Genomic DNA, 25,226 nt, shown 5'->3' with positions numbered 1-25,226 from the left:
ATTAAACATATACTTATAAGCATGAGCAAAAGCTTTTTCACAGATATAACTCCAAAGGGTAATCCACTTATAGTTATAAGAAATAGTGCAATACTTGTCAATATAAATATAAAATCAAATTTATAACTATAAACATAACCTTTTTTACTCATTAGCATAAAAAATAAACCTATAAACGATAACATATTTAAAACTGCTAAGCTATAGCCGCTAGCTAACATAACTTTTCCTCAATTAAGTCGAAAAATTTATCTTTTGTAGCTTTAAATCTATATCTACTTATGGGTACTTCCTCTTTATTTTCAAGTATAGCAACATATTGTTTTATGCTCTTTATGTATTCTAAGTTTATTAAATAACTTTTATGGCATCTGAAAAATCTACAACAGTTTATTTCTTTTTCAATATTATTCATTGTACCTTTTATTTTATATATCTGATCTAGGGTATGTATTGTTAGGTTTTCTTTTTGAACTTCTGTGTAAGTTATTTCATTTATATCTAACTTAATTCTATTTCCTTGTTCATTTATAATAATGTACTTATTTTTTATATCTATTTCCTTTATACAATTTATTATATTATTTTTTAAATCATCGTATTTTATTGGTTTTATTAAATATCTATAAGCTCTTACTTCATAACCTTCTAGTGCATATTCTATTAATGATGTAATAAAGATTATCTCTACTTTGTCGTCTAGTTCCCTAATTTTTCTTGCTGTATCTATTCCATTTATTTGTTCCATTTGTATATCTAATAAAAGTACATCCGTACCTTTTGGATAGCTTTCTAGTAATTCTTCTCCTGAGTTAAATATTTCTAAATTATATTCAACATATAATCCCTCAAATATTTGAACTATATATAGTCTCAATAACTCTTGTTGCTCTTTTTCATCTTCACATATTACTATTTTTATCAACTAATTTCAATCCCCCTGCTCATTTCTATTACTTAATTTATCCAATGCTTAGCATATCTATTTTTTGTTCTTTTTATGAATTTATTAAACTTAAGTACACAATACTTAACATATGTATATTAATTATATCAAGTTTCTACTCTAATTGTAATATTATTTCAGCTAATAAGACTCAATCTGAACTATTTTAGATCTTCTCAGCTATACTTACACTATTAAACTTTTAGTCGATTATTTTTAGCTTGTCCTCTCTAGTCCTGATTTATTATCTATCTTAGAAAAGGGGCATAGTACACAGCTAGTTAGCACCTCTAATGAGTTGATCTTTGTCTAATTTAAATAACTTCTATTCATAAAAATTAATTTGTTAACCATGTGTAAATCAATTCAGATGAGATATCTTTTATTTGTTGTTAACATAAAACACCTTAGAAGAGTGGATATACAGAACTATTTGATATAAGCTGAATAATATAAAAATATGAAAATATAGAAATATAAAATTGCCTTTTGAAAGGAGAATATATATGAATTCATACTATTATCCAAATAGTAATGTACACTTTAACCCAAATTTAATCTATGGATCATATCCATATCCAATACACCCTAATGTATATCAGAGAAATGATAAGGGGACTCGTTGTGATGTTAAAATTAGCGCAAGAAATCAATTAACAGGAAAAGTAGTTGATATAGAAGAAGGAGCTGTTAATGCAAGAGTAGTTATTGACGTTGGATGTAATAATCTTATAACTTCTATCATTACAATGGCTTCTTTAAGAGATTTAGAAATCACTTTAGGTAAAACAGTTACTGCATTTGTAAAGTCATCAGATGTAATGATCATGACGAAAACTTGTGAATAGATATAAATACCTACTTACTAGTTTTGATTTTCATTTATAAGCTATAATTATTTACTGTCAAATAGAAATTTAATATAACATTTGACTATTTGAATAACTCCGCATTTAGTGCAGTAAGTAACTCCTTTCTAGTGAGAATCAAAATATGAATGCTCTAGGAAGGAGATTTTTTTATAAGCTTATCAATTCAACTACACTTCCTAACATATAGTATTATTTTCATAAAAACTTTATATTTCTTCTATGATAAAGTCATAATGTTTATTTAAATAGATGCTGTGGTATTCTCCTATCCTCTTTGAACAGGAGATGGATAACATCAATTTAGTGAATACTCTATGTATTTGCTAAATTATGATAGTCCTAAGAACAATTAAAGACTGAATATATGGAGTTGGTGTAGAAAATGCTCTACACCGTAAATTATTCAAGCACTCTCCAAAACTAGCATAGCTAAAAACAAGCATATATGTCAGTTACAAGAGTTCTTGCACTGCATTTCGAGGTTGTGCAACCTTTAGAGCCTAGATAAACTCGCTACATTGATAGTATTGAATAGGAAGTCGTATACTTCTATAAGTGGTGGTAGTTGTTGTCCTGATGAGAATTTATGTTCTCATTAGATTCAACATATATTACAAAAAGTTCTTTTCTAGTTTGTTTATTCCCTAATTCAACTTGCACGATTAATCTATTTAATCCTAAAGAAAGCTTTGTGAATGTGTTAAATGTACCATTAATATCAGCATTACCTATTACTTTATCTTTAATCTTTACCAGAGCATTTTTTTCCGTTTTTAATTTAATCTCAACAGTATCTTGCCCAACTACTTTTTCATTGCCATTAAAGTTTATAATTTCTAGTATAGGACCTTTGTATTTATCTACTAAAACTTCATCTATAACCCTGGCTGTTGCATTGTTAGGACCCTCAAATCCTAATAATCTTGCCATTAATGGAGTCATACTTATATTGTAGATTTGTTCATCATAAATTATATCATGTTTAACATTTGCACCTGAAATCATAGTGAATACCCTCTGAGCATCTTCATCTAATGAGTCATGTTGCCCCATAACATTATATGCGCTCTGAAAATTATGCTTAAAATGATATGGTTGCTTTGGGGAAATAAGCAGGTCTGCAAATTTAGCAGGTGTTCCACGTTTTATTAAGTCCTCTTGATACATATGGGTACCGTAATAAGCTTTATATTTTACACTATTAACAATCTCCTCTAATACTTTTCTAGATATCTTTTCTCTAAACTTAACTTGTACTTGAAGTCCTACCGTAGTTAGTATTATATCAGTATCTGCGGAAGCTTTTGCCTCCCCGGTATTTACCATTTCAACCTTGTAATTTTTTCCTATAAACTTCTGTCCCACATTAGATATAGTATCAATCAAATCAGGCATGCTACTATAAGTAGCTGGGTGTAAATTATTATCTACCTCATCCGAACCATAAGCTACCATTCCATGATCACTAGTTATTACAATTGTGGTTCTATCATATATTTTTCTATCTTTAAGAGCTTCTACAATCTTTCCTATCTCTTCATCTAATTTTATTAATCTCTCTACTAATAAGTTCCTGAGCTCATTTATGTTTTTTGCTCTTCCAGTATCACTATATGTATTATGAAAGTTGTGACCTATAGTGTCTAGGTCATCAACATATATTGACATGAATTGTGGTGGAGCTTTATACTCAATATAGTTACTACCTGACCATACTTTCTCTCCTCTAATAATTTTTTCTAATATATCAAATCTCTCTTTTGAACTTCTCGAATCAGAAGCTTGAATATATAATCTATCTTTATCTCCAGCGATTGCTCCACGATTTTCAAAATACCAAGCATTTACAGCCGCTAATTTAATGTTATTTTTATATGCTGCTTCTGCTATATTTTCTAGAACGTTATCTCTGTCATATTGAATAACTTGATCTTTTTCTAAATCATAATATCTATAGCAATTACCTGTGTCTATCGACCATGCTCCAGAAACGATTGATTGATTCATAGATGCAGTAATACTAGGTATGCCTGTTATCGTATTTTTAAACAGTACTCCATCTTTTAATAATGAATTTATATTTTTAGTTCCTTTATAAGTTGTATCGTTTGCTATTTCATAATACCTATAGCTAAAGCCATCTAAATTAATATATAGTACATAATTATCTACTTTTTCTTCATCTAAATCATTACGTAGATTTTGGGGTTTATATTCTGATATACGGGATTCATTTTGTTCACTAGCCAAGGTAGTAGTACTTAACATTTCAAATGATGTTATTAACAAAACGAAAGTAATTGCTAGTTTTATTCTATCGTTTATCAATTACAATACCTCCTTTTTTTTAATTTAGTTGACTTATTTTATTGTTATTTATATTAATCTCTTCTTATTTCAATTCTTCATTAGATTTTGTAAGTCCTCTAAAGTAACCTGTTGTATTAGCTAACCAACTAACACAACAGGTTACTCTATTTATATATAATAAATATAATATTATTTAATTCATATTTTTCTTATTTTTTCTGTAATTTTTATACTATAAATATAAGGTATCTTTGTATCTAGTATAAATACATCTATTTCTTTACTTTTTATTATTTTAAAGTACTACTATACTCTATTATAGTAATCTTCTAAATGAATTTAAATCAAACAAATAGCTTTCTGTAGCATTAATTGGGTCATCTACTCTTTGTTTATACTTATGTAAAGGAGCTTCTCCCTTTTGTATTTTTTCTAACATAAATTTGAATTCAATTTCCCATACACCATATAACGGATCAACACTAAATTTTCTCAAGCTCAATTGCTTCCAATTAACCCACCAGTATATTATTACATTTGGATAATTTTTTTTATAATTTATATAATCTTTATGATTAAATGTAACTGTATATTGCGGATTATATCCATATCTATAGGCTGTAAAAAAAGGGGTTTCTTGTGTTTTTAGATCAGCTTTCCTGTTTAAATCTAAATTTAATAAATCTATAACCTTAGGATTTTTAACTTTTTCTGGATTTATAATAATATTTGTTTTCAATTTAGGAACAATTTCTTTAACAAACTCTTCTTCCAATTTACTGCCCTTTTTACACCAATATCCTTTGTCCTCTACATCATGTGTGATTTTCGGATTTATTTCCATTCCAGGAGTAATATATTCATCTATTACTTTAACATTAATAGCTGTTTCTTTTCCATAATATTCTCCGATATTATATTCAACAAGCTGACCTACTGTTAGACTTTTAAATCCTTTCATTTCAATATTAACAAAATGTACAGGTATTTCTTTTTTATTTTCACTAATAATAACTCCAAGCCCTCTTTCAAATTTTTTTACTCTTCCCCTCATTTTATCAGCCCCATTTTTTAATTCTTAATTTAATTTTGATTTATTAATATTATAATCATACTAAAACCATATGAATATTTTACCATATATATCTTAACTAATTCATAATAGTCTATACCCTAGTCCAAATAAAACATACTATCAAGTAATCATTAAACATCTATTGTTGTAAGTGTCATGGATTTTTTCAACTATACTGGAATGATATTTCAATTTATTTATAATGATATACCTCTTAACGTTCAAAAGTCCACTCATTAACAAAACTCTGCACTCTTCAAATGCAATATTTCACAAAACTATATATATGTGTTAATATCTAATCAAACTACATTATTAGACATTGGAGGAATTCATATGAATTTGGTTTCATTTTTAGATGATACTCATCTATTTAACTGTCTTATTGACTTGCATAAAACTTATGTTAGTTGTAAAAACAATATGACTCTTTCAAAATTTTATAAAAACAAGATTGACCCTATAAAGTTACAATTTGATATGACTTTTAATAATCTGAATTTAGAGGAGTATATAAATCTAGAAGTTACACGACAAAATGATAAAACTATTAGCAATGCAATCGGACACTTTCATCAAGAGTTATTAGGGGGAATTTCTGGATTGGAAAGTTTAGGAGTAGGTGGAGGTTGTGATATAAGAAGTTTAGATAATACAATTTTTGCAGAGATTAAAAATAAACATAATACTATGAATAGTAGTTCTCAAGAGTCGACATACCAGAAACTTATCAAGTTTGCAGATGAGTATCCTAATGCTACTTGCTATTTAGTAGAAATTATAGCCACCCAAAGCCAAGATATACAATGGCAAGGAACTTTTAACGGTACATATTATAGTCACCCTAAAGTGCGTAGAATCTCTGCTGATAGATTTTATGCATTAGTAACTGGTAAGCAAAATGCTTTTTATGAGTTGTGTTCCGCTATTCCAAAAGCAACACAAATACTTCTATCTAATATTGCTCAACAAAATAACGATGTTCTTAATCAGAATGCTGTTTTAAGTTCACTTATTCAAAGATCAAATAATAATAATGTAGATATTCTTACTCAAATTATGAAAGATAATTTTACTAATTACTATGGATTTTAAAAAATAGAAGTAGGTATTTATATCCTACTTCTATTTTTAGATTTTATTTAAAAAGTCTATTATAGATAATCCTACTGCTTTTGCTAATTCTACAGGAACAGCATTACCTATCTGTTTATATTGTTGATTAGTTGATCCGTGAAACTCCCATTCATCTGGAAAGCTTTGAATACGAGCATATTCTCTTACCCTAAATGGTCGTGTTTCATCAGGATGACATCTTTCAGTTTGCTTTTGAGCTGGACTACACGTTAATGTTAGACAAGGTTCATCCCATGAAATCCTTCTTGCCATTCCAGTTCTACCTCCCCCTGAGTAATAACTCTTTCCCATATACTCTTTAGCAATCTCTTCTGGTAAGTCTCTCCAATAACCTCCCGGTGGAACTAAGTCTAGCACAGCTTTCTTTTTGCTTGGATACTTAGCACCATCAGAAATTGGCACATCTTTTAAAGCGTCTTTAAGTACAGGTTTATACTCATATGGTTTAGGGAACTTATACTCTATATCTATATCTTTTCTTATACCTACAATAACTATTCTTTCACGCTTTTGAGCAACTCCATAATCTAATGCTTTTAGAACTTTCCATTGTATTTTATACCCTAGTTCACTAAAAACATCAATCATAGTTTGTAATGTTCTTCCATTATCATGTGATACTAATCCTTTTACATTCTCTGCTAAAAACACCTTAGGTTTTAGTTGATCTAAAATCTGAGCATAATAGTAAAACATTGTTCCTCTAGTATCCTCTAATCCTTTCTTATTTCCTGCGTAACTAAAAGTTTGACAAGGATATCCTCCCGATAATAAATCAATTTCTATATCATTATCTATGTATTTCCTTATTCCATCTTCTGAAACCTTTACTATATCTTTTTCTATAACATTCCAGTGTGGTCTATTTTTTCTAAGTGTTTCACTAGCAAATCTATCAATTTCAACTAGTCCAAGTGTTCTAAATCCTGCTTTTTCTAAACCTAAGGCAAGTCCACCAGCACCAGCAAATAATTCTATTCCTGTGAAATTTCTAGTAGGCTTAATTGTTGAAGTATCAATAAATTGTATGTCATTAATATCCATCGTTAGTTGCTTGACTTGGTTCTTATTTTGGATAGCTTGATTCTCATTACTTAATATCTCTTGTATATTTACTTCTAATACTTCACATAAGGTTCTTACGTTGCTTTTTATTGGATCAAATTTTTCTGATAATATAACAGATAATTGATTTTTAGTTATTCCCATCTTTTCTGATAATTCTACTTGTGTCTTTATACCTTTTTTCTCCATTATGTCTCGTATTTTTTCTTTATCCAGCACTTTACAGTACCCCCTTGGTATGTTGTGAAAATATATTAACACAATCAAAGGTTATTTGCAACTGATTTTTAATGTTTTTTATTTATACTCTACTAATTAAGTATATCTTACTAATTATTTTGGTATATAAATTTGTTATTATATCCATGGTAAGTAAATATTAAATATAATATTTTCATTCTTAGACTACATAGCGAACAGAATTTATTTCAATCCTCTTTATTATATTAAAATTTGTTTTTAAGAACTCAACACGTAGTATCGTTAATGAACGTGACATCAATGACAAGTTGATTTGTTGCACCGTCAAGAATACCCTATAGAAAGAAACATTGGTTTGTTTTCTATTTTAGATTTTTTAAAAGCTTCTTCATCTCAAGAAAACCAGTCTACAGGGTTATATGCATGTTGTAATAGATATGGACTTTTTTCATTTACCAGTCTATTAGGTTTTGATGCATATTTTCTTTTGGCATTTTATCACACGCCCTTCATGCTTATTAAAGTGTATTATGCCCAAAATGTTATCAAAAAATAATAAAACACCTTCTATTAAAGAAAGTGTTAACTATACTTAATCAATTATTATAGTGCTATCGAGATAGATACTGTCTTAATAATTACTCTCCTTTTGCCACCATTTTATTAGATAATTTTTCTTTATATATACAAATCAATTGTTCATCTTCTAAAACTATGCTTATGAACCTTTCAATAGATTCTGGTTCCATTACTACTATCTCTTTATCAAATGATACTGTAGCAATAGTATAAACGCCTCTTGCTATAAATATTTTATTCTTTATACTAAACTTGCATATCTACAGTATACTTTTCAATAATTCTTTTTTTCATTTCTTCAAAACTTATTTTCTCAGTTAAGCACTCTTTAACTATTTCTTTATCGCTTAACCTAAAGGCATGACATCAATAGTCACAGTTCCGTTTACTTCTCTAATAATCTGTTCTATATCTCTCATGTACAAAATTTTTTTATTATTTAGTGAAAATTTCAATAACTTTTCTTATAACTTCATTCATATTTTCTTCACTCAATTGTCAAATCTTATATAAAACAATATCTTCATCAGCTGTAAATATTTTATTAGGTCTGATGTTACTTGTTCTATTTAGTGAGCCTTCGCCAAAATCATCAGTTTCTATTTTTATTGAATAATTATCATATATATTTTGACTTGTTATTTGAGATAGTATTAGGTCATCGCCATTTAAGTCCACTAGCACTAGTGCTGGTCTCTTTTTAGACTGAGATAAATCTGAGAATGGAAAAGGAACTACTACAACATCACCTTTTACAAATCTGCCCACGCTTCATCCTCCTCAGGTTTAAGCCAGTCTTTAGATAAACTTTTTTCACTCGCTAATGTTATATCCTCTACTTCGTATATATTTTCTTTTATTCTTTTAAATTCTATATAGTCTATATAATTAGATACTTCCTCTAGTAAATAAGGTGGTGATTTTTGTATTCTCTTTACTAAAACTTCTCTATTGATCACTTATAAATCACCCTCCTTTTAAATTTTATTCTAATCTATATTATATCATAAGTTGAATAAGCATCAAGATAAATATGTAAATATATTCAAGTATAATAAAAAGTACCCTCCGCTTTCAGATGCTTTTTATTATATATGAACATATTTCTAAAAAACTTAACACTTGGTATTCTCAATGAACCTTACACCAATGGCATGTTGAATATCCAACACTTAAGAAGATTGGTTCATCTTATTGTCTTGCCTTTTCAAATTCTTCTTCATCCCAAAGATGCCAGTTTACTGGATTATATACGTGTTGTAATAGATAAGGACTTTTCTCTTCAATCAGTCTATTGGACTTTCTTTCTGTTAGATTCATATTACACCTTCTCTTATAAGTTATTTACTATTATTTCAACCATAAGAGGATCTTCATATCATAATCTCATATAAACTACACTATTTAGCAAGTTCTTAAATAATTTCTTTTCGTTTTTTATTCTATTCCACTATTTATGTGTATTCTGAAGTAAAAGATTATTATTAAAATTTTATATTAATTAGAAGTTTTATGATACAATTATAGTTGATTTTTTCGCTAAAAAATAACGTATAAGATTAGTAGCTTAATAAGGAGGAGTTTATATGTTTAAGAGACAATCAGCAATCTTAAAAAATATAGGATTGATTCTTATGGGTAATACCCTTTATGCCTTGGCAGTTACCTCTTTTATTCTTCCAAATGGTCTGATTACTGGAGGAACTACAGGATTAGCATTATTATTTTATCATGAAATGAGTATTCCTATTTCAGTATTTGTTTCAATTTTCAATATTATAATGTTTGTTTTGGGAGCAATGATGCTCGGTAGAAAGTTTGCACTTACCACATTGATAAGTACATTCTTTTATCCCTTTATTCTAGGTGTTTTTCAAAACGTTTTTTGGCTTCAGGACTTTACATCTGATAAACTACTTTCAGCTATTTATGCTGGTATTCTGATTGGTTTCAGCATAGGCATTGTAATTAAAGCAGAGGCTTCTACTGGCGGTATGAGTATACCTCCCATTATACTTAATAAGAAATTTGGAGTTTCAATTTCACTCTCGATGTATGTATTTGACTTCCTTATTCTAATATCACAAATTATTTTTGCAAGCAAAGAGCAAGTACTGTATGGACTTTTATTAGTTATTATTTATACTATTGTATTAGATAAAGTACTTCTATTAGGAAGATCGCGTACGCAAGTAAAAATAATTAGTAAAAAGTATGAGGAAATTAATGAGATAATTACACATCATCTTGATAGGGGATCCACTTTAATTCATGCTGAGACAGGATATTGTCGTGATGAAAACCTAGTTGTTCTTACAGTAGTCTCAAGTCGTGAATTACCTAAACTAAATAAACTTGTTACTTCTATAGATCCTAATGCTTTTATGATTATTAGCCAAGTGAATGAGGTAAAAGGACGTGGCTTTACTATAGACAAGTTATATAAGTAATCTTTAGATATAAATAACTCTTAAGTTCATCTATATAAAAAATCTGAGGTCATATTATAATATGCCTCAGATTTTATTTACGCTATTTAACCATACCGAATATAGCACCTGAAATAAAAGGTATTAACCATATGATCCAAACAACAATACTTAACTTATGGAAATCTGCCTTAGCTTTTTCATCATTCTTAATTAATACCACGGTTGCCCAAAGTGCATGAAATAGCATTAGAATAATTGCTAACAGTCCTGTGACACCATGAAAATTAATTTTAAATCCACCTGATGCAATCTTACTCATTATTACTGTTCCTATAGTATCAAATACTAATCCTAGATAAAATACACCTAAATGCCACTTCTTTAATTTACCCTGTATTTTTTCACTCCATACACCTATAGTATATAGTGCAAGAGCCAATGTAATTGTTACTATTGCATATATTATCATCAAATATTCCTCCTAATATTAAAGCATAAACTTAGAGTGTTCATACGTATAAATTTTATGAACATCGTTCATTAGATTCCATTTAAAAATCATATCTATCTTAAGATATGATCTACCCAATAAGCCACAGATTGTTGATATATTGCATATCACTTGAGTTTTTCTTTGAATAACAAATTATTTATAGTTTTTTCTTATATCCTCTCAATTTCTTTTATCCTATAATAATCATTCAAGCATATGCAAGAGTTTCTATAGTCATCAAAACTCCTATATCAGTAATTGCTGGCTACACAAATTTAAAATTATTATCATTATACTTTTCTCTGAGTATAAAATAGAGATGGTTATTATGTCATAATGGAGAAAATAAGATTTCTGTAAATACTCTAAGATACGAATTATAATAATTAAGTCACTATTCATGTGGAAAAGATATAATGTAATACAAGTAATACTTATAAATACATTAAAATAGTAATTCTATTACGCTCTACAATTTGTGTTGTAGTTAATCCGTATTGAACCATACATGAGACTAAATACATATCTTACATTTAATAAAAACATTCTTCTACCAAACTGTTATTGTTGTCTTCCTTTGTGCTCATTCTTAATTAAAGCATAGTACATGACTAGATAGATTCTATTAAAAATAAATTCCTTAGTTATGCTAATGCTGTCTTAGCATTTTTCATGAACGATGTTCATGGTTGCTTATATTAAAAATCATACTTTAAGTATGATTTTTAATAAGCTAATATTTTTTTTATAACAATAATAAAGAAACTTATATCTGGTTCACCTTTTCGAAGCTTAATAAACATGTTGTCAAAGATAAACTCTGCCATTTTTTCTTTTGAAATTCCCTCACTCCATGGATAAGTTCTTAAATCATCATCCATATCCATCATAGCCATAATTCTATTGGTAATTATTTTAAAATATTCACTTTGCTTTTGCTTACCAAGTTGCTTTTCATGAGTCTTTAAAAATGAAAGCTCCTCTAACCAGTTTTCTTTGAATTTTTTCAGATATTCATTTAGGATGCTGTACATTCTCTCTAAGTTGATATAAAAACTACTATGCGTAAAATGCTTACATTCAATATTACTAAAGGCATCCTCCCAAAAACTCTCAATAACTGCAACAAGTAAATCTCCCTTTGAAGGAAAATAGTTATATACTGTTCCAGATGCAATACCGCAATTTTTTGCAACAGAACGAATATCAATATTTGTTATACCTTGCTTTAAAGCAATTTCTTGGGCTGATAATAGTATTTTTTCTCTATAATTTTTACTACTTCTATCCATTATTTTAACCACCTCATGAACAATGTTCATATTTATTTTATATTAATTAACGTATAATGTCAATCATTTATAAAGTTTTTTGTTAAGCATTTGCTTAATCTACTATTTTTATATGTATGTATTTTCCTGATCTCTTTTAAATATTTCTATCTTTTATTATAGCTTAGTATATTTAAGATTCACCCTTATTGTATAATACGCTATCGTCTTAAATCAATATCTGCTATCTGCGTTCTAGCTTTTATTGATAACTACAAACAGTAATTCATACGTATGTAAGTTTTTTCAAATTATACGCTATAAATATATCATTGTATATACAAGTTCTTAAATAGTATTCTCAAAAGTAAATATCGGAAAATTCCACTTTAATGGCATTCGCTAGTCCATTTCCAGAGTCTATACAGACTTGATTTTCTTCATCAACTATACCTTCTTTTATTGGCAATGTTATAGTAAACGTGCTTCCAACACCTAGTTCACTATCTACTTGTATTTCTCCCTCCATAATATCTATTAGCATCTTTACAATAGCTAGTCCAATACCACTTCCTTCAACTTGTCTAGAAAGAATATTTTCAACCTGTTCAAATTGATCAAAAATCTTCTCATACTTTTCCTTTGGAATTCCTATACCAGTATCACTTACATCAACAGTTATTGTATTTTCATTTGTGTTTTCTTTAATCTTTACACTTATACTTTCACCCTCAGGTGTAAATTTCACAGCATTTGACATAAGATTTAAAATTACACGATTATACTTCTCATCATCTATCATGATATTCTTACTATTGATAGTAGATTTAAAGTATATATTAATTTTCTTCTGCTCCGCATATGGTTTTACAGATTCTGTTATTAGTTTTGTTAAAAATACAATATCTATCTTCTTCAAATTTAATTTAAACTGATCTGAGTCTAGTTTGATAATATCTAGTAAATTATTTACAAGGCGCAATTGTCTAAATGTATTCAGTTTTATGCTACCTATAAGATTTCTAACATCCTTAGGAACCTTATTAATATGTACATGTTCAATCAATTGGATAGCAGAATAAATAACGTTTATCGGAGTTTTGAATTCATGAGTCATAAGTGTTATGAACTCGTCTTTCATGCTAATGTCTTTTTCAAGAAGCTCTCTTTGCTTTTCTTCAAATTTATACAATAGTTCCTGCTGCTTATCAATTCTACGTCTTTGTTTTCTAAGTAGTAATTCACGCCCTATTGTATCCACTATGGCAGTCAGTATCATCAAGAAAAAAGGATTCGGTAGTACTGCTCCAGTCATAATACATATAGTACCCGATAATTTATTATTATCTAAGTGATGAAACGGAACTCCATAACAAACACTATTATGGAAGTGTTTATGATAGTGATTAGTTCCTATTAACTGTATAGGATGATCTTGTTCAAGTGTTAATGTAACTACATTTGTGCCTACATGTTCTTCAATATATTGAACACCCGGTTTAATTGACAGTTTATCTGCCATTGGCTTTATCGTTTCATCTTCCAAAGTATCTAACACATACCCCTTTTCGTCTGAAATACCTATTAGTATAGGAGTACCTTTTAATGATCTAATTATCTTTTTACCAGAGGATATCACAATATCTAAAATTTCTTTATAAGCTTCTTTCTTTTTAGCTAATTCCAATTCTGACATAATATTTTGAGGTACACTAAGCTTATTAGGATCCATCCCTAAGTTCCTACACCTCTTTTTTGATTCTAAAATATAACTTGCCTCTTGTTCATGCATATGTTTCAGCATATATGAATACCTCCTTAAGAACTAAACCTATTACCATTTCTGTCTTAGAATACCATTATAATCACTCCAAATAAGTTTAAATTAGTACCTTTGTCTATTAGAAAATTAATAATAAGGAGAATGATCACCTAATTTTCTTTTACCGTAAAAATACATTTAAACTATTTTAAATGCTTATAAGTATTATAAATAGTTTAAATGATATAAATCAATACTTTATATCCTATAATTGTATTTTTAGCTAGGTTGCTAACAAAAAAGAAATAAACTCACACTTTTTTCTTTTTAATTACTTAAGTATAATATCGTCAATGGATATTATATCTTTGACCATTGAATGTTTTTTGCTTATGAGTATCTACATATTTAATTATAACTTTATCTACCACAAGATTATGTAGTATTTGTAAATGGTAAAATAATTTCTAGATATATAATTTACCAAGCTAACTTTTAACACATAATGTATTATAAACATATTAAAGTATGAGTTGAAGATATAGTGAGAGATTACTTTGGTAGTCTAGATGTTATTGAAGGAAGTTTCAAATATTTTGTGGAAAATCGTGATGAACTTTTCGAGACTTATGGGAAACTGGTTAATGAATACGGTGGTACAATAGACTAGCAAATACGTTGACCTATTAAAAAGGGGCTGACTGCTATAGGATTTATTCCTATTTTGAGTCATCCCCAATTAAATTTATAGTACTTATGGTTTACTTACGGATTACTGACTTTCTAACTTAGTGCTGATAACATAACGTTGTTTTTATTTAACTTTTCACTTTGAAGTTGAGTGACTAATTTTACGGCTGGATTAAGCTCTTCATAAAATAGTGTAACAAAATCTCCATCTTCAGATTCAGAAACTGCAATTTTTAATGCTTCAATTTCTGATGGTACAATTTTAATATTATCCTCGTTAAAATTGCCACTCAGTAGTCCTTCATAAAGTATATTAGCAACTTCACCTGGCTTCCTTCCTCTTAAAACCATATCCTCTTTTATATATACTTTTGAGAAAATTTCAGAACATCTTACTCCTATATTAAAAATTTGTTCATCTGATCTATCACCCGGTACTCCTATTATTCCAATAGATCTAGAAACATTTAACTTACTTATAAACTTTCCAACTTCCTCGTAACCTCCGATATTATGTCCGTAATCTATCATTACTTTTATATTTCCTAATTCAAAAATATTAAACCTACCTGGATTCATCTTTACATCACATCTAAATGTCTCTAGTCCCTCTCTAATAGTATCTAGTGGTGTTCCTAAACCATACAAAGCACTAGATCCTGCAAGTACGTTTTCTACATTGCATTCTAGTGTTCCATTAAACGTAATTGGAATGCTATTTAAATCAATAAGTTTGGTTTTTTCAAAATTATTATATATATATATGCTATCTTCTTCTATACATAATGCTATATTGCCTTCTTTAATATGTTTAATTAAAATTTCATTCTTATGAGTTTGTGAAAATAGAATTAATTTTCCACTTGCTCTATTAATCAAATATTCAGCCATTTTATCATCAGCGTTTATAACAGAATATCCATTTGGCTTTACCGCTTCTAAAACTAGACTTTTTGCAAAGGCTAAATCTTCGACACTTTCTATACCATCTAGACCAATATGGTCGTCTCCGATATTTGTTAGTATTGCAATATCTGCAACATCATACCCTAAACCTCTTCTTACAAGCCCACCTCTAGCCACCTCTAGTAATGCAATATCTATTTCTTTAGAGCTTAATACATTTCTTGCACTAACTGGTCCTGTATTATCTCCTTTTAATATGCATTTATTATCAATATAAATTCCACTTGATGTTGTCATTCCAACTTTCTTTCCAGCTCTTGAAAGTGAATGACCAATTAATCTTGTAGTTGTAGTTTTTCCATTCGTTCCAGTTGTAGCAACAATAGGAACAGAGTATGGAGTACCTTCTGGATAAATAGAATCTAGAATATCAGAAGCAACATTAATACTATTGCCTATAGTTGGATGTAGATGCATACGAAGTCCTGGAACTGCATTAACCTCTATTATTGCACCTCCACAATCTGTAATAGGTTTTGATATATCTTTTGCAATAATATCAATTCCAGCAATATCTAAACCTATTATTTTAGCTGCTTTTATGGCAAGCTCTATATTATATGGGTGGATATTATTTGTACATTCTATAGCACTTCCTCCTGTACTAATATTCCCATTTGATCTTAGCTTAACAATCTGACCTACTTCTGGAACTGAGTCCTCTGTTAAATTGTTTTTCTCTAAATAGTTTAATGCGACTCTATCAAGCCTTATTTTAGTTTGAGGTTTCTCATGACCATAACCTCTTAATTTATTTTCATTTTCCATACTAACTAATTCTTTAATTGTATGTACTCCATCTCCAACTATTTTTGGTGCTCTCCTCTCAGCAACTGCTGATACCTTATCTTTAACTACAAGTACCCTATAGTCTTTTCCTTGTATATATTTTTCTACTAATATACTGTCACTATATCTTGTTGGTATCCTAAAATTATCTTCTAGTTCTTCAGGTGAATTGATATTAAGTACAACTCCCTTGCCTTGATTTCCATCTAAAGGCTTTAAAACTACTGGATATCCAATTTCTTTAGCAATTTCTAATGCTTCATCTATTGAATTAGCTGTATCCCCATATGAAACAGGAATATTATTTTCCATAAGAAGTTGTTTAGTCAATTGCTTGTTGCAAGAAATATCTATAGATATTGAATTAGTTGAATCAGTTAAAGCAGCTTGAACTAACCTTGAGTATTTTCCATAACCTAGTTCTAGTATACTGTCATTTCCTAATCTTCTTGCAGGTATTCCTCGTTTCTTCGCTTCATCAAAAATAGCTTTAGTGCTTGGTCCTAATTCATAACGTTCCTTAATTTCATTTAAATCATATAATATATTATCTAAATCAATACTTTCATTTTTTATAATACTTTCAATAATATAGATTGATTGTTTAACACATTCAACAGCCACATTTTCATTACAATATTCAATTATCATATTATATAAAGAAGGGCTTTCTTCCATGCGCGTTTTACCAAAAAATACTTCATATCCTAAGATTGCTTGCAGTTCTAGAATCAAGTGTTCAACAACATGTGCAAAGTAGGTTCCTTCATTAATCCTTTCAACAAAGCCACCATGTTTTCGAAGCCCACAATGATGCTCTATTAAACTTGGAAATAGTTCTAGCAAATGATCATTAAAACCATCAAAATCTACTGTAGTTTTATCACTTAATTCTTCAAGATCCACTAATACCTTTATCACAGGTTTATGGCTGTATATATTTCTTCCACTAAATATCTTTGTATCTATAATCCTCAAAACTCTTTCCCTCCCAAATTCTTCTTATAAAATATCAGTTATTATGCTCTAAAAACTTCTCTATTTTTTAAGTCAAAACCATATCCCTCTGGCAATACATGTAATGTTATGTTTGTTATTGCTAAAACCTCATCTGGTTTAAGTTCAGAAACATTAGAACTTTTAATAGATTTACCATCAACAATAGTTACTGAATTTGTTCCAAGTACATCAAAAGTATTATCTGGGTATACAATTATAGAAGTATCCTCATCTATTCCAATTCCTAAAATTTCTGGATTTTCTGCTACGCCATAAAGTAAGCGTCCAATTCTGCCTCTTTGAGCAAAATGTTGATCAATTATCGTATTGTTTAATAAATTTAATCCTGGCGCAACCTTTAAAACACACTTTTTGGCTGGCTCATTATTATCTCCTTCAATTATCATAATATTACTCATTACAGAAGCACCCGCACTGGTTCCAGCTATAACTCCACCATTTAAGTAACATTCATGTAGGGCTTCAGAAGCTTTAGTTCCTCCAATTATGCTAGTTATTCTTAATTGATCTCCACCGGTAAAAAAAATACCCTCAGATCTTCTTATTTCTTCAGTGTACTCTTCATCATTTGCATCTTCTCTACTATCTATATTTAATATGTCAATATTAGTCATACCTAGTTTTTCAAATACTCTACGATATTCATTTCCAACAGCATCTGGCTCTTTAGTCGCTGTAGTTAATACTAAAAGTTTTGAATCATTATGTTTCAAAAGTCTAGTGAATTTTTTAAGTATTATCATTTTATCTTCTTTATCCTCTGCTCCTCCTACTATTAGAAGAACTCCTCTTTTATCTGATTCCATATACAGCCGTGACCTCCTTAAACATAATTAGTTAATATTACTTTCAAATTTACCTTTCCTAATTATCTCTCCATTTTTCATAAAAATTTTTCCACCTATAATTACAGTATCTATATTAAGTGTCTCTTTATCTAAAATAAGAATATCAGCATCACTTCCATCTTTAATAGTGCCTTTTTGGGGATAAATTTTTAAAAACTTGGCCACATTTGTTGTTGAAACTTTTAAAACAGATGTTATATCTATTTTTTTCTCAATAATACAGTCTCTCATATCATCAAATAGTTGAGACATTTTACATATGCCATTTCCCCCATTACTACCATTACCATCTGAAGATGCTGTTACATTATCTAAATTTTTATTATCTTTTATAAGTTTTTCTATAGCATCAGGTAAACTATAGCCTTTTTCTGAAGACTCACCTGCTGTAATATCAATAAATCCTCCCATATCAAGAAATTCTAGACTTTGTTCAAAGAGTTTCTTATTTCTATTTATATGAGTTGGAATAAACATGTCAATTGGAAAGTCTGATTCTTCAATTAGTCTAAATAGAAGCTTTAGACCCTCTTTTCCATCTCCAACATGAATATGAACAATCCCAGCTTTTGATCCTATTAGTCCACCTGTCATTGCTTCACTTGCAAGTTCTTTTAACATTTGAAGATTAGGGTGTGATGATCTATAATCAGCCAAGGCAACTTCTCCAACACCTATAACCTTATCTACAAGAGATATATCACTAACTACATTTCCTGTTAGGGTTGAAGTTGGAATAGAATAGCTTCCAGTATAAATATATGATGTAATACCTTCAGTTTGGAGTGCATTAGCTTTCGCTAAAAGATTTGATATGTTTCTTGTAATACTATCAAACCCTAAAACTCCTACTAGCGTAGTAACTCCAGCACTAACAATTTCACTTAATTGTATCTCCGGAATTCTACTAACTGGACCTTCTTCACCGCCTCCTCCAGTAATATGAACATGCTGATCAATTAAACCAGGGATAATTATCTTGTCAGTACAGTCAATAATATTTGTATCCCATAATTTTTCCTTAGAAATTTCATCTTCTATTTTATATATTTTGTCAAATGCAATTAAAATATCTTTTTTACCTATACTTTCTGGAGTGTAACACTCTCCACTCTTAAGCAGTATAAACATAAATATCCTCCCGATTTTTATTAGACTCTTGTTAGTATTGACATATAACTTTAAAAAATACCAATTATTTGTTCTAATAGTCTTTTAATATTAAATTAATTAAGTATCAAATAAAACTTTTATGAAGATTTTAATATAATTACAAAGTGTTATTCCAAAATTTGGATAATATATTAGGGAAAATATATGAAATAGGATTTGAAAGTGAATAATTTAGAATTAGCACCATATGAAGCATCAGATTTGCGTCAAATAAAGGTTAAATATTAATATTAGATAATTTACTTTAAGAAAATATAACTTTAGGAGATAAAGAAATATGATCTGATGTGTTAAAGTATTTGAAGATTCAAAAGTTTGATATAAGTTATTTACCACTCGAGGCAACAGAATCTATTAGTCCTGATATAAGAAAATTGATTAGTTCAAAAGTAACTGTATATGTAACTGAACATCAATAATTGTGATACTTATTGATTAAAAAGAGCTAATGTACATCATATCAACACCAAATGACCAACTATAAAATAACAACTCTCAAAACACAAGATAGTAAATATAAATCATATATACCCTCTTAATATATAAAAAGCAATTCTAAAGTTTAATAACTTAGAATTGCTTTTTTATGTAAGTTAACTTTTTACCACATAAAGAATACTTAATAAGTAAAAATATCATATTATCTTCTGCTTTTGTAAAAGCTTCATTCCCCATAGATACTAGTTTATTGGGCTATAGGCATTTTGGAGTAAATATAGATTTTTTTCTTTAATCAGTTTATTAGGTTTCTTTGAAATGATGATGACACACATTTCTCTTCTTTTTGAAATAAAAAATATTATTCCTTGTTTGTCGTAGGTTACGCATCTTATCATAGTTTTAAATAAATCATTATATTTAAACCTAAATAATGATTAACACATGACATTATACATTCCTCCTTATTTCCAGAACCCTCCGTGATAACACTTGAAAAGTTAGATGATCTATATTCCATATACCTATCATATTCGTATCCAGTAGATGTATTTTCTTTATTAATGAAATCCTGTATATATCCTACTCTTTCTTCCATACCGATTATATTATTAATTTAAAAATACGATGATACTTCTCTCATAGAACTGAATTGCTTGTCTACTCGATCATCTTCTTAATAATTGAAACTTTTTGAGCATTTATATTTCTTTATTACGTAGTTATTATATAATTTTGTAGAACATCTTACCTTTTTTCGGCTACAATATAATAAATCAAACTTTTTATCAATATCCGCAAGCTTTCTAGAAATATTAGCTTTTAATTATTCATCAAAATTATTTTTAATCAATAGTATTTTGTAAATTAAGTAGTATTTAAAACTTATCTATTGTCCAATCTCTCCTGTATATTATGAAAAGTACAGAAATTCTTCTATCTTGACTAGCAAATAGTTACAAAACAGTATACTTTAAATCATGATGAGATATTTGATACTTATAAAAATTGTAGAAAGTAACTTTCTGAAAAAGGCAGTATTTTATATGGAAAAACACTTCGGCTTATCAAAGTGTTCCCTAAAAGCTTTCAATATGAATATGCTTTAAGAACACATATTTAAAGAGCATTACTCAGTATATGTACAGTGAAAGAAATAGAATACGCTATACTTATAGACTCTCAAAGATGATGGAAGGTTTGCTTATATTAAGATAACTCATCGAGGAAGAAGGCTATAAGTACTTTCAGCAATAATGATCCGTTATAAATTCTATATTTTGAAACATTCTAATCTTCTTTATCTATTTAATAGATGTAATAAAAAATTATCTCATAACTTTGAAGTCATGAGATAATAATTTTCTATTATGTATGTTTGTAACTTAATCTTCTTCTTTCATATTTTGTATTAGTTCTTCTGGAAGTTTTGGTTCATATGCAAAGTAAGCTATGCATGCTCCCATTGAACGGTCTGCTATCTTTTCAGATATGCTTGCTAATACATCAAAAAACTTTTCTTCAAACTTAGATATAGAGTTTTTATTTATATTGCTCATAATTATTGTACCTCCTTTTTAATATTTTATAAGTTATTGGTAGTATAGATATGCATTCCATAGTAGCACCTAAAGTAATTAACATACTTATAGTTCCATTGTTAACTATTAATGCAATAGCTAATAATATTAAAACTGTAACTATAGTATCTCTTTTTAATTTACTTCTAAGTTTTTTTCCTACTAAAGGCCTTGATTCAGTATCTGATGGTGCATATTTCATAAATAAACCTATTTGTATTAAAAATATTAGTACCATAATTTTCATTTCTAGTGGATAGTATATACTTATATATGCCCCACCTATAAAATATGAAGTGCTTATTATTGTGCATACTATACTATTTTTTGCATGCAAACCAAATGCACTTCTTCTTATTAGTCCAAAACTAATAAAAAGAATCAGGGTTAAAGGTATTATCTTTAAAAAGTACGATATAGTTATTATCAGTAAAAATTTCGATATATTAATAATTAGTACTTCTATTCCAAACTTTATCTTTGTTAGCTCTATGTCCGTCCTATTCGTATGCTTACTTATACCTCTTGTAAGCTTTATAGCTATTTTTTCATACATATAACTCAACTCACCCCACACTATATTAACACATTCTTCAAATATCTTTATATTAATATAACAAATGCTCCCTTTTCCATAATAATTGTATATTTTTATATCAATTCTATTAATCATGTAAAATACCTCTATAATTTTATAATTAAATAAAGTAAGAAGTATATATGCAAAGTTCTGTTATAATTAAGTTCTTATACAAAGTATAAAAAAGAAGTCATTCGCAAATATTTCAAAACTTAGTTATAACAAACTATAAATATACAGTTTTTTTTAAAATCAAATCCCATTTATATTTAACTAAATCTTAAACCAGACATTTGCAAATCATTATAAATGGTATAATTTCTAAGTAATATAAGGTAAAGCGTTATATAGTTAAGTTTACTTCATTAAGAAACACAATAAATTTTCCCAATTTTCATTAGAATTTAATAGAAACAAAAGCTTGATTATGAAGTTTTTCAAAACTAAGTTTTAAACCTTATTTAGAGTATGGTAAAGAAAACTAGTAGACCTACTGATGAGACATTTTCTGAAAAACTAAATTTATTCACTAGTAAGGATGTATCTACTGATAAAATAGTTGCATATATCTTATTAAATGAATTTTACTGTAAATATATCAATAATTACGATATATAAATTAATTAACAGCTTTCAAGTTTTAGATTAATTCAAAGAACAAAGTCGATGAGTATATGTCTTACTATAATATTTATATAAGTCAATAGTGATTAAAGAATTTAACTTATATTCAATATAGAAATTATCTTTTAACCGTTGATTAATAGTCTTTATAATTTATGCTCGATACAGGTTATACTTTACATTTTTGTTATCACCTTTACATTTTAGTGACTTTATTACCATAATGTGATAAGATTTATTTATGTATATTTTTTATATTGGTGGTGTCATATGTATTATATATTTTCTTTATTAAGCATATATTTAATTATTTTTATAGTTTATAAACTTAATATTACTATACTATCTAGAAATTATTATATATTTTTATCAATAATATCATCTATTATCTTAATTCCAATTTTCAAGTATGAGGACTTAGGAATACCTGTATTAATAATATTTTTAATTGTAATGATATATATTAAAACAAAGCAATTAATTCCCACACTAGTGTCTGTAACATTAAGTTTCATACTGTTTTTATTTGTAGATTTCTTATCTTGTACCTTAGCGTTAAGTATACTACCATTAGATAGTGTTTTAGATATTAAAGCCAACTTTTTTTACTATACCTTATTTTATTGTTTTCACTATCTAATATCATATTCTATATGCTTTTTAATTAATAAATTTTTCAAACAAAAACTAATGTTGATTAATTTAAACTTTAAAAATAAATTCAGTATTTTTGTTTTATCTAGTTTGTTGCTAACTTTTTTAATTTTTTACATTAATTCAGTTTTATTTTTTAATAGTAACCTCTTGTCCCAGAATCAAGTAAATATTAATATATTTATGTTTCTACTATATTTTGTTTTGTTAATTTTAATTTATTATGCATTTTCACAAAATGTAAAAAAAGAATCTGAATTTATACATAGAAAAACTGAATTTGAGAATTTGAAAGAATATACACAAAATATAGAGTCTTTATATAATGAAATGAAAAGTTTTAAACATGATTACATAAATATATTAATATCTATGGCTGAGTATATAAATCAAAATGATATGGAGAATTTGAAAGAATATTTTGATAATAACATACTATCTATAAGTAAAGATATAGATAGCAGAGATTTTAAGCTAGGTTTGATTCAAAATATAAAGATACCGGAGTTAAAAGGTATAGTATCTTCAAAAATTATAAGAGCTCATAAAGATAATATTAATATATTTATAGATATATTAGAACCTATACAAAATATTAATATGAATATAGTGGACTTGTGTAGAGTAATAGGTATACTTTTAGACAACGCTATAGAAGCGGCTAAAAAAACTTCTAGTAAATCTATAAAGTTTGGACTAGTTAGTAGGAAAAATTCTGTGACTATTATAGTAATTAATTCATGTCCACATGATACTATTGAAATTTTTAAAATTTATGAAAATGGTTTTTCTACTAAAGGTTTAAATAGAGGTGTAGGATTAAGTAACCTAAAAAAATATTATCTCAATATAACAATATTTGTTTAGACACCTTTTTAGAAAACAATGAGTTTAATCAGATTTTAGAAATTCAAAATGAATAGGAGTGACTTCATAAGTATGCTTAAAGTTTTTATATGTGAGGATAATAGAAATTATATGGATAAGCTAAAAAAAATTATAGAAAACGCAATAATTATTGAAGACCTAGACATGGAACTAACCTTAGCAACTGAAGATCCTTATGAGGTTTTAAAGTATTTAGAGGATAATGAAGTAAACGGACTATATTTTTTAGATGTTGACTTAAAGTCTTCTATAAATGGTATTCAGTTGTCCGAACGAATAAGAGAGTATGATCCTAGGGGCTTTATTATATTCGTAACAACACATGCCGAAATGAGTTATTTAACTTTTAAGTATAAAGCTGAGGCTATGGATTATATAATCAAAGATAATTTCACTGAAGTTTGTTATAGGGTGCGTGACTGTATATTGAATGCTCATAAGAGATATTCATCCTTGTCTAATACTATCCAGAACATATTTATCTTAAATATTGGCTCTAAAGTTATTACTATAGAATATAATAAAATTTTATTTTTTGAAACGTCAGATACTGTACATAAATTAAGGCTACATGCGATAGATAGACAAGTGGAGTTTTATAGTAAAATGAAAAGTATAGAAGAAAAGTTAGATAAAAGATTTTATAGATGTCACCAATCATTTATAGTTAATAAAGATAATATTAAAGAAATAGATAAAACTAATAGAATAATACATATGATCAATGGTGAAACATGCATGGCTTCTGTACGTGGAATTAGAGGACTTGATTTTCTATAAATAGCAAAAGTGTATATATTATAAACACTATGTTAAGTTTCCACATATAAATG

General features: G+C 27.9%; 21 protein-coding genes and 2 pseudogenes. 6 read left to right on the top strand and 17 right to left on the bottom strand.

Going from position 1 to position 25,226, the window contains the following annotated elements:
- Positions 1-214: 214 nt before the first annotated feature.
- Positions 215-925 carry a LytR/AlgR family response regulator transcription factor gene (locus CURI_RS04065; protein ID WP_014967015.1) on the bottom strand — a complete coding sequence of 237 codons (711 nt, stop codon included), beginning with the start codon at positions 923-925 and terminating at the stop codon, positions 215-217.
- 527 nt (positions 926-1,452) lie between these two features.
- On the opposite strand from CURI_RS04065, the gene CURI_RS04060 reads away from it, so the two are divergent.
- Positions 1,453-1,794, top strand: coding sequence for a TOBE domain-containing protein (locus CURI_RS04060; RefSeq protein WP_014967014.1), 342 nt, complete (start codon positions 1,453-1,455; stop codon positions 1,792-1,794).
- Between the two features lie 573 nt (positions 1,795-2,367).
- Here the strand turns inward: CURI_RS04060 and CURI_RS04055 are convergent.
- Positions 2,368-4,146 (bottom strand): alkaline phosphatase family protein, encoded by a 1,779-nt coding sequence (locus tag CURI_RS04055; protein WP_014967013.1) that lies wholly within the window; start codon positions 4,144-4,146, stop codon positions 2,368-2,370.
- Positions 4,147-4,444: 298 nt separating this feature from the next.
- Positions 4,445-5,182: a cold shock domain-containing protein gene (locus tag CURI_RS15260; RefSeq protein ID WP_014967012.1), complete on the bottom strand. Its 738-nt coding sequence runs from the start codon at positions 5,180-5,182 to the stop codon at positions 4,445-4,447.
- A gap of 357 nt (positions 5,183-5,539) precedes the next feature.
- Here CURI_RS15260 and CURI_RS04045 point away from each other — a divergent pair, with 357 nt between their 5' ends.
- Positions 5,540-6,298 carry an Eco47II family restriction endonuclease gene (locus CURI_RS04045; RefSeq protein ID WP_014967011.1) on the top strand — a complete coding sequence of 253 codons (759 nt, stop codon included), beginning with the start codon at positions 5,540-5,542 and terminating at the stop codon, positions 6,296-6,298.
- A gap of 36 nt (positions 6,299-6,334) precedes the next feature.
- On the opposite strand, the gene CURI_RS04040 is transcribed toward CURI_RS04045, so the two are convergent.
- From CURI_RS04040 to CURI_RS15245, 5 genes and pseudogenes are all read right to left on the bottom strand, one after another.
- The gene (locus CURI_RS04040) at positions 6,335-7,624 is read right to left on the bottom strand and encodes a DNA cytosine methyltransferase (RefSeq protein ID WP_014967010.1); all 1,290 of its coding nucleotides are present in this window, start codon (positions 7,622-7,624) and stop codon (positions 6,335-6,337) included.
- A 375-nt stretch (positions 7,625-7,999) separates the two neighbouring features.
- Positions 8,000-8,068 (bottom strand): annotated as a pseudogene (locus CURI_RS16515) (DUF255 domain-containing protein); the annotation flags it as partial.
- A gap of 615 nt (positions 8,069-8,683) precedes the next feature.
- On the bottom strand, positions 8,684-8,953 hold the full coding sequence (locus CURI_RS04035; RefSeq protein WP_014967009.1) for a type II toxin-antitoxin system PemK/MazF family toxin: 270 nt from the start codon (positions 8,951-8,953) through the stop codon (positions 8,684-8,686).
- Positions 8,938-9,144 carry a hypothetical protein gene (locus CURI_RS04030; RefSeq protein WP_014967008.1) on the bottom strand — a complete coding sequence of 69 codons (207 nt, stop codon included), beginning with the start codon at positions 9,142-9,144 and terminating at the stop codon, positions 8,938-8,940. The genes CURI_RS04035 and CURI_RS04030 overlap by 16 nt, the downstream gene beginning before the upstream one ends.
- Before the next feature lie 172 nt (positions 9,145-9,316).
- Positions 9,317-9,505, bottom strand: a pseudogene (locus tag CURI_RS15245) (DUF255 domain-containing protein).
- 266 nt (positions 9,506-9,771) lie between these two features.
- Between CURI_RS15245 and CURI_RS04025 the strand changes: the two are divergent.
- On the top strand, positions 9,772-10,635 hold the full coding sequence (locus CURI_RS04025; RefSeq protein ID WP_014967007.1) for a YitT family protein: 864 nt from the start codon (positions 9,772-9,774) through the stop codon (positions 10,633-10,635).
- Positions 10,636-10,717: 82 nt separating this feature from the next.
- On the opposite strand, the gene CURI_RS04020 is transcribed toward CURI_RS04025, so the two are convergent.
- The 3 genes from CURI_RS04020 to CURI_RS04010 all read right to left on the bottom strand — a co-directional run bounded on the left by CURI_RS04020 (position 10,718) and on the right by CURI_RS04010 (position 14,185).
- Entirely contained in the window at positions 10,718-11,086 is a 369-nt protein-coding gene (locus CURI_RS04020) for an HsmA family protein (protein WP_014967006.1), read from the bottom strand.
- Positions 11,087-11,835: 749 nt separating this feature from the next.
- Positions 11,836-12,402 (bottom strand): TetR/AcrR family transcriptional regulator, encoded by a 567-nt coding sequence (locus CURI_RS04015; RefSeq protein ID WP_014967005.1) that lies wholly within the window; start codon positions 12,400-12,402, stop codon positions 11,836-11,838.
- A 340-nt stretch (positions 12,403-12,742) separates the two neighbouring features.
- Positions 12,743-14,185, bottom strand: a complete 1,443-nt coding sequence (locus CURI_RS04010; protein WP_014967004.1) for an ATP-binding protein — start codon at positions 14,183-14,185, stop codon at positions 12,743-12,745.
- Positions 14,186-14,687: 502 nt separating this feature from the next.
- On the opposite strand from CURI_RS04010, the gene CURI_RS16320 reads away from it, so the two are divergent.
- Positions 14,688-14,813 carry a hypothetical protein gene (locus tag CURI_RS16320; RefSeq protein WP_266353834.1) on the top strand — a complete coding sequence of 42 codons (126 nt, stop codon included), beginning with the start codon at positions 14,688-14,690 and terminating at the stop codon, positions 14,811-14,813.
- 113 nt (positions 14,814-14,926) lie between these two features.
- Here CURI_RS16320 and cphA read toward each other — a convergent pair whose 3' ends face one another.
- The 6 genes from cphA to CURI_RS15755 all read right to left on the bottom strand — a co-directional run bounded on the left by cphA (position 14,927) and on the right by CURI_RS15755 (position 23,450).
- Positions 14,927-17,566 carry a cyanophycin synthetase gene (cphA, locus tag CURI_RS04005; RefSeq protein WP_014967003.1) on the bottom strand — a complete coding sequence of 880 codons (2,640 nt, stop codon included), beginning with the start codon at positions 17,564-17,566 and terminating at the stop codon, positions 14,927-14,929.
- 41 nt (positions 17,567-17,607) lie between these two features.
- On the bottom strand, positions 17,608-18,414 hold the full coding sequence (locus CURI_RS04000; RefSeq protein ID WP_014967002.1) for a cyanophycinase: 807 nt from the start codon (positions 18,412-18,414) through the stop codon (positions 17,608-17,610).
- A gap of 27 nt (positions 18,415-18,441) precedes the next feature.
- Positions 18,442-19,587: a beta-aspartyl-peptidase gene (iadA, locus tag CURI_RS03995; protein WP_014967001.1), complete on the bottom strand. Its 1,146-nt coding sequence runs from the start codon at positions 19,585-19,587 to the stop codon at positions 18,442-18,444.
- A 1,865-nt stretch (positions 19,588-21,452) separates the two neighbouring features.
- Complete coding sequence (locus CURI_RS15240) at positions 21,453-21,626, bottom strand: cyclic lactone autoinducer peptide (protein ID WP_014966999.1); 174 nt, start codon at positions 21,624-21,626, stop codon at positions 21,453-21,455.
- Positions 21,610-22,320 carry an accessory gene regulator B family protein gene (locus CURI_RS03985; RefSeq protein ID WP_014966998.1) on the bottom strand — a complete coding sequence of 237 codons (711 nt, stop codon included), beginning with the start codon at positions 22,318-22,320 and terminating at the stop codon, positions 21,610-21,612. Before CURI_RS03985 ends, CURI_RS15240 begins: the two co-directional genes overlap by 17 nt.
- 887 nt (positions 22,321-23,207) lie before the next feature.
- A complete protein-coding gene (locus CURI_RS15755) occupies positions 23,208-23,450 on the bottom strand; it encodes a hypothetical protein (protein WP_051003967.1) in 243 nt (80 codons plus the stop codon).
- A gap of 385 nt (positions 23,451-23,835) precedes the next feature.
- Here CURI_RS15755 and CURI_RS15750 point away from each other — a divergent pair, with 385 nt between their 5' ends.
- Both CURI_RS15750 and CURI_RS03975 read left to right on the top strand, forming a co-directional pair.
- On the top strand, positions 23,836-24,372 hold the full coding sequence (locus CURI_RS15750) for a sensor histidine kinase (RefSeq protein ID WP_187287418.1): 537 nt from the start codon (positions 23,836-23,838) through the stop codon (positions 24,370-24,372).
- Between the two features lie 72 nt (positions 24,373-24,444).
- On the top strand, positions 24,445-25,173 hold the full coding sequence (locus CURI_RS03975) for a LytR/AlgR family response regulator transcription factor (RefSeq protein ID WP_014966995.1): 729 nt from the start codon (positions 24,445-24,447) through the stop codon (positions 25,171-25,173).
- The last annotated feature ends 53 nt before the right edge of the window (positions 25,174-25,226 follow it).

This window comes from Gottschalkia acidurici 9a, assembly GCF_000299355.1.
Classification (GTDB): domain Bacteria; phylum Bacillota; class Clostridia; order Tissierellales; family Gottschalkiaceae; genus Gottschalkia; species Gottschalkia acidurici.
Note: the sequence above shows the minus strand (reverse complement) of the source record. Positions and strands in the feature narration are given on the sequence as shown.

Coding starts and splice junctions, on each gene's coding strand:
- CURI_RS04060 (WP_014967014.1), top strand. CDS start 1,453: ATGAATTCATACTATTATCCAAATAGTAATGTACACTTTAACCCAAAT.
- CURI_RS15260 (WP_014967012.1), bottom strand. CDS start 5,182: ATGAGGGGAAGAGTAAAAAAATTTGAAAGAGGGCTTGGAGTTATTATT.
- CURI_RS04045 (WP_014967011.1), top strand. CDS start 5,540: ATGAATTTGGTTTCATTTTTAGATGATACTCATCTATTTAACTGTCTT.
- CURI_RS04025 (WP_014967007.1), top strand. CDS start 9,772: ATGTTTAAGAGACAATCAGCAATCTTAAAAAATATAGGATTGATTCTT.
- CURI_RS04020 (WP_014967006.1), bottom strand. CDS start 11,086: ATGATAATATATGCAATAGTAACAATTACATTGGCTCTTGCACTATAT.
- CURI_RS04015 (WP_014967005.1), bottom strand. CDS start 12,402: ATGGATAGAAGTAGTAAAAATTATAGAGAAAAAATACTATTATCAGCC.
- CURI_RS04010 (WP_014967004.1), bottom strand. CDS start 14,185: ATGCTGAAACATATGCATGAACAAGAGGCAAGTTATATTTTAGAATCA.
- CURI_RS04000 (WP_014967002.1), bottom strand. CDS start 18,414: ATGGAATCAGATAAAAGAGGAGTTCTTCTAATAGTAGGAGGAGCAGAG.
- iadA (WP_014967001.1), bottom strand. CDS start 19,587: ATGTTTATACTGCTTAAGAGTGGAGAGTGTTACACTCCAGAAAGTATA.
- CURI_RS15240 (WP_014966999.1), bottom strand. CDS start 21,626: ATGAGCAATATAAATAAAAACTCTATATCTAAGTTTGAAGAAAAGTTT.
- CURI_RS03985 (WP_014966998.1), bottom strand. CDS start 22,320: ATGATTAATAGAATTGATATAAAAATATACAATTATTATGGAAAAGGG.
- CURI_RS15750 (WP_187287418.1), top strand. CDS start 23,836: ATGAAAAGTTTTAAACATGATTACATAAATATATTAATATCTATGGCT.
- CURI_RS03975 (WP_014966995.1), top strand. CDS start 24,445: ATGCTTAAAGTTTTTATATGTGAGGATAATAGAAATTATATGGATAAG.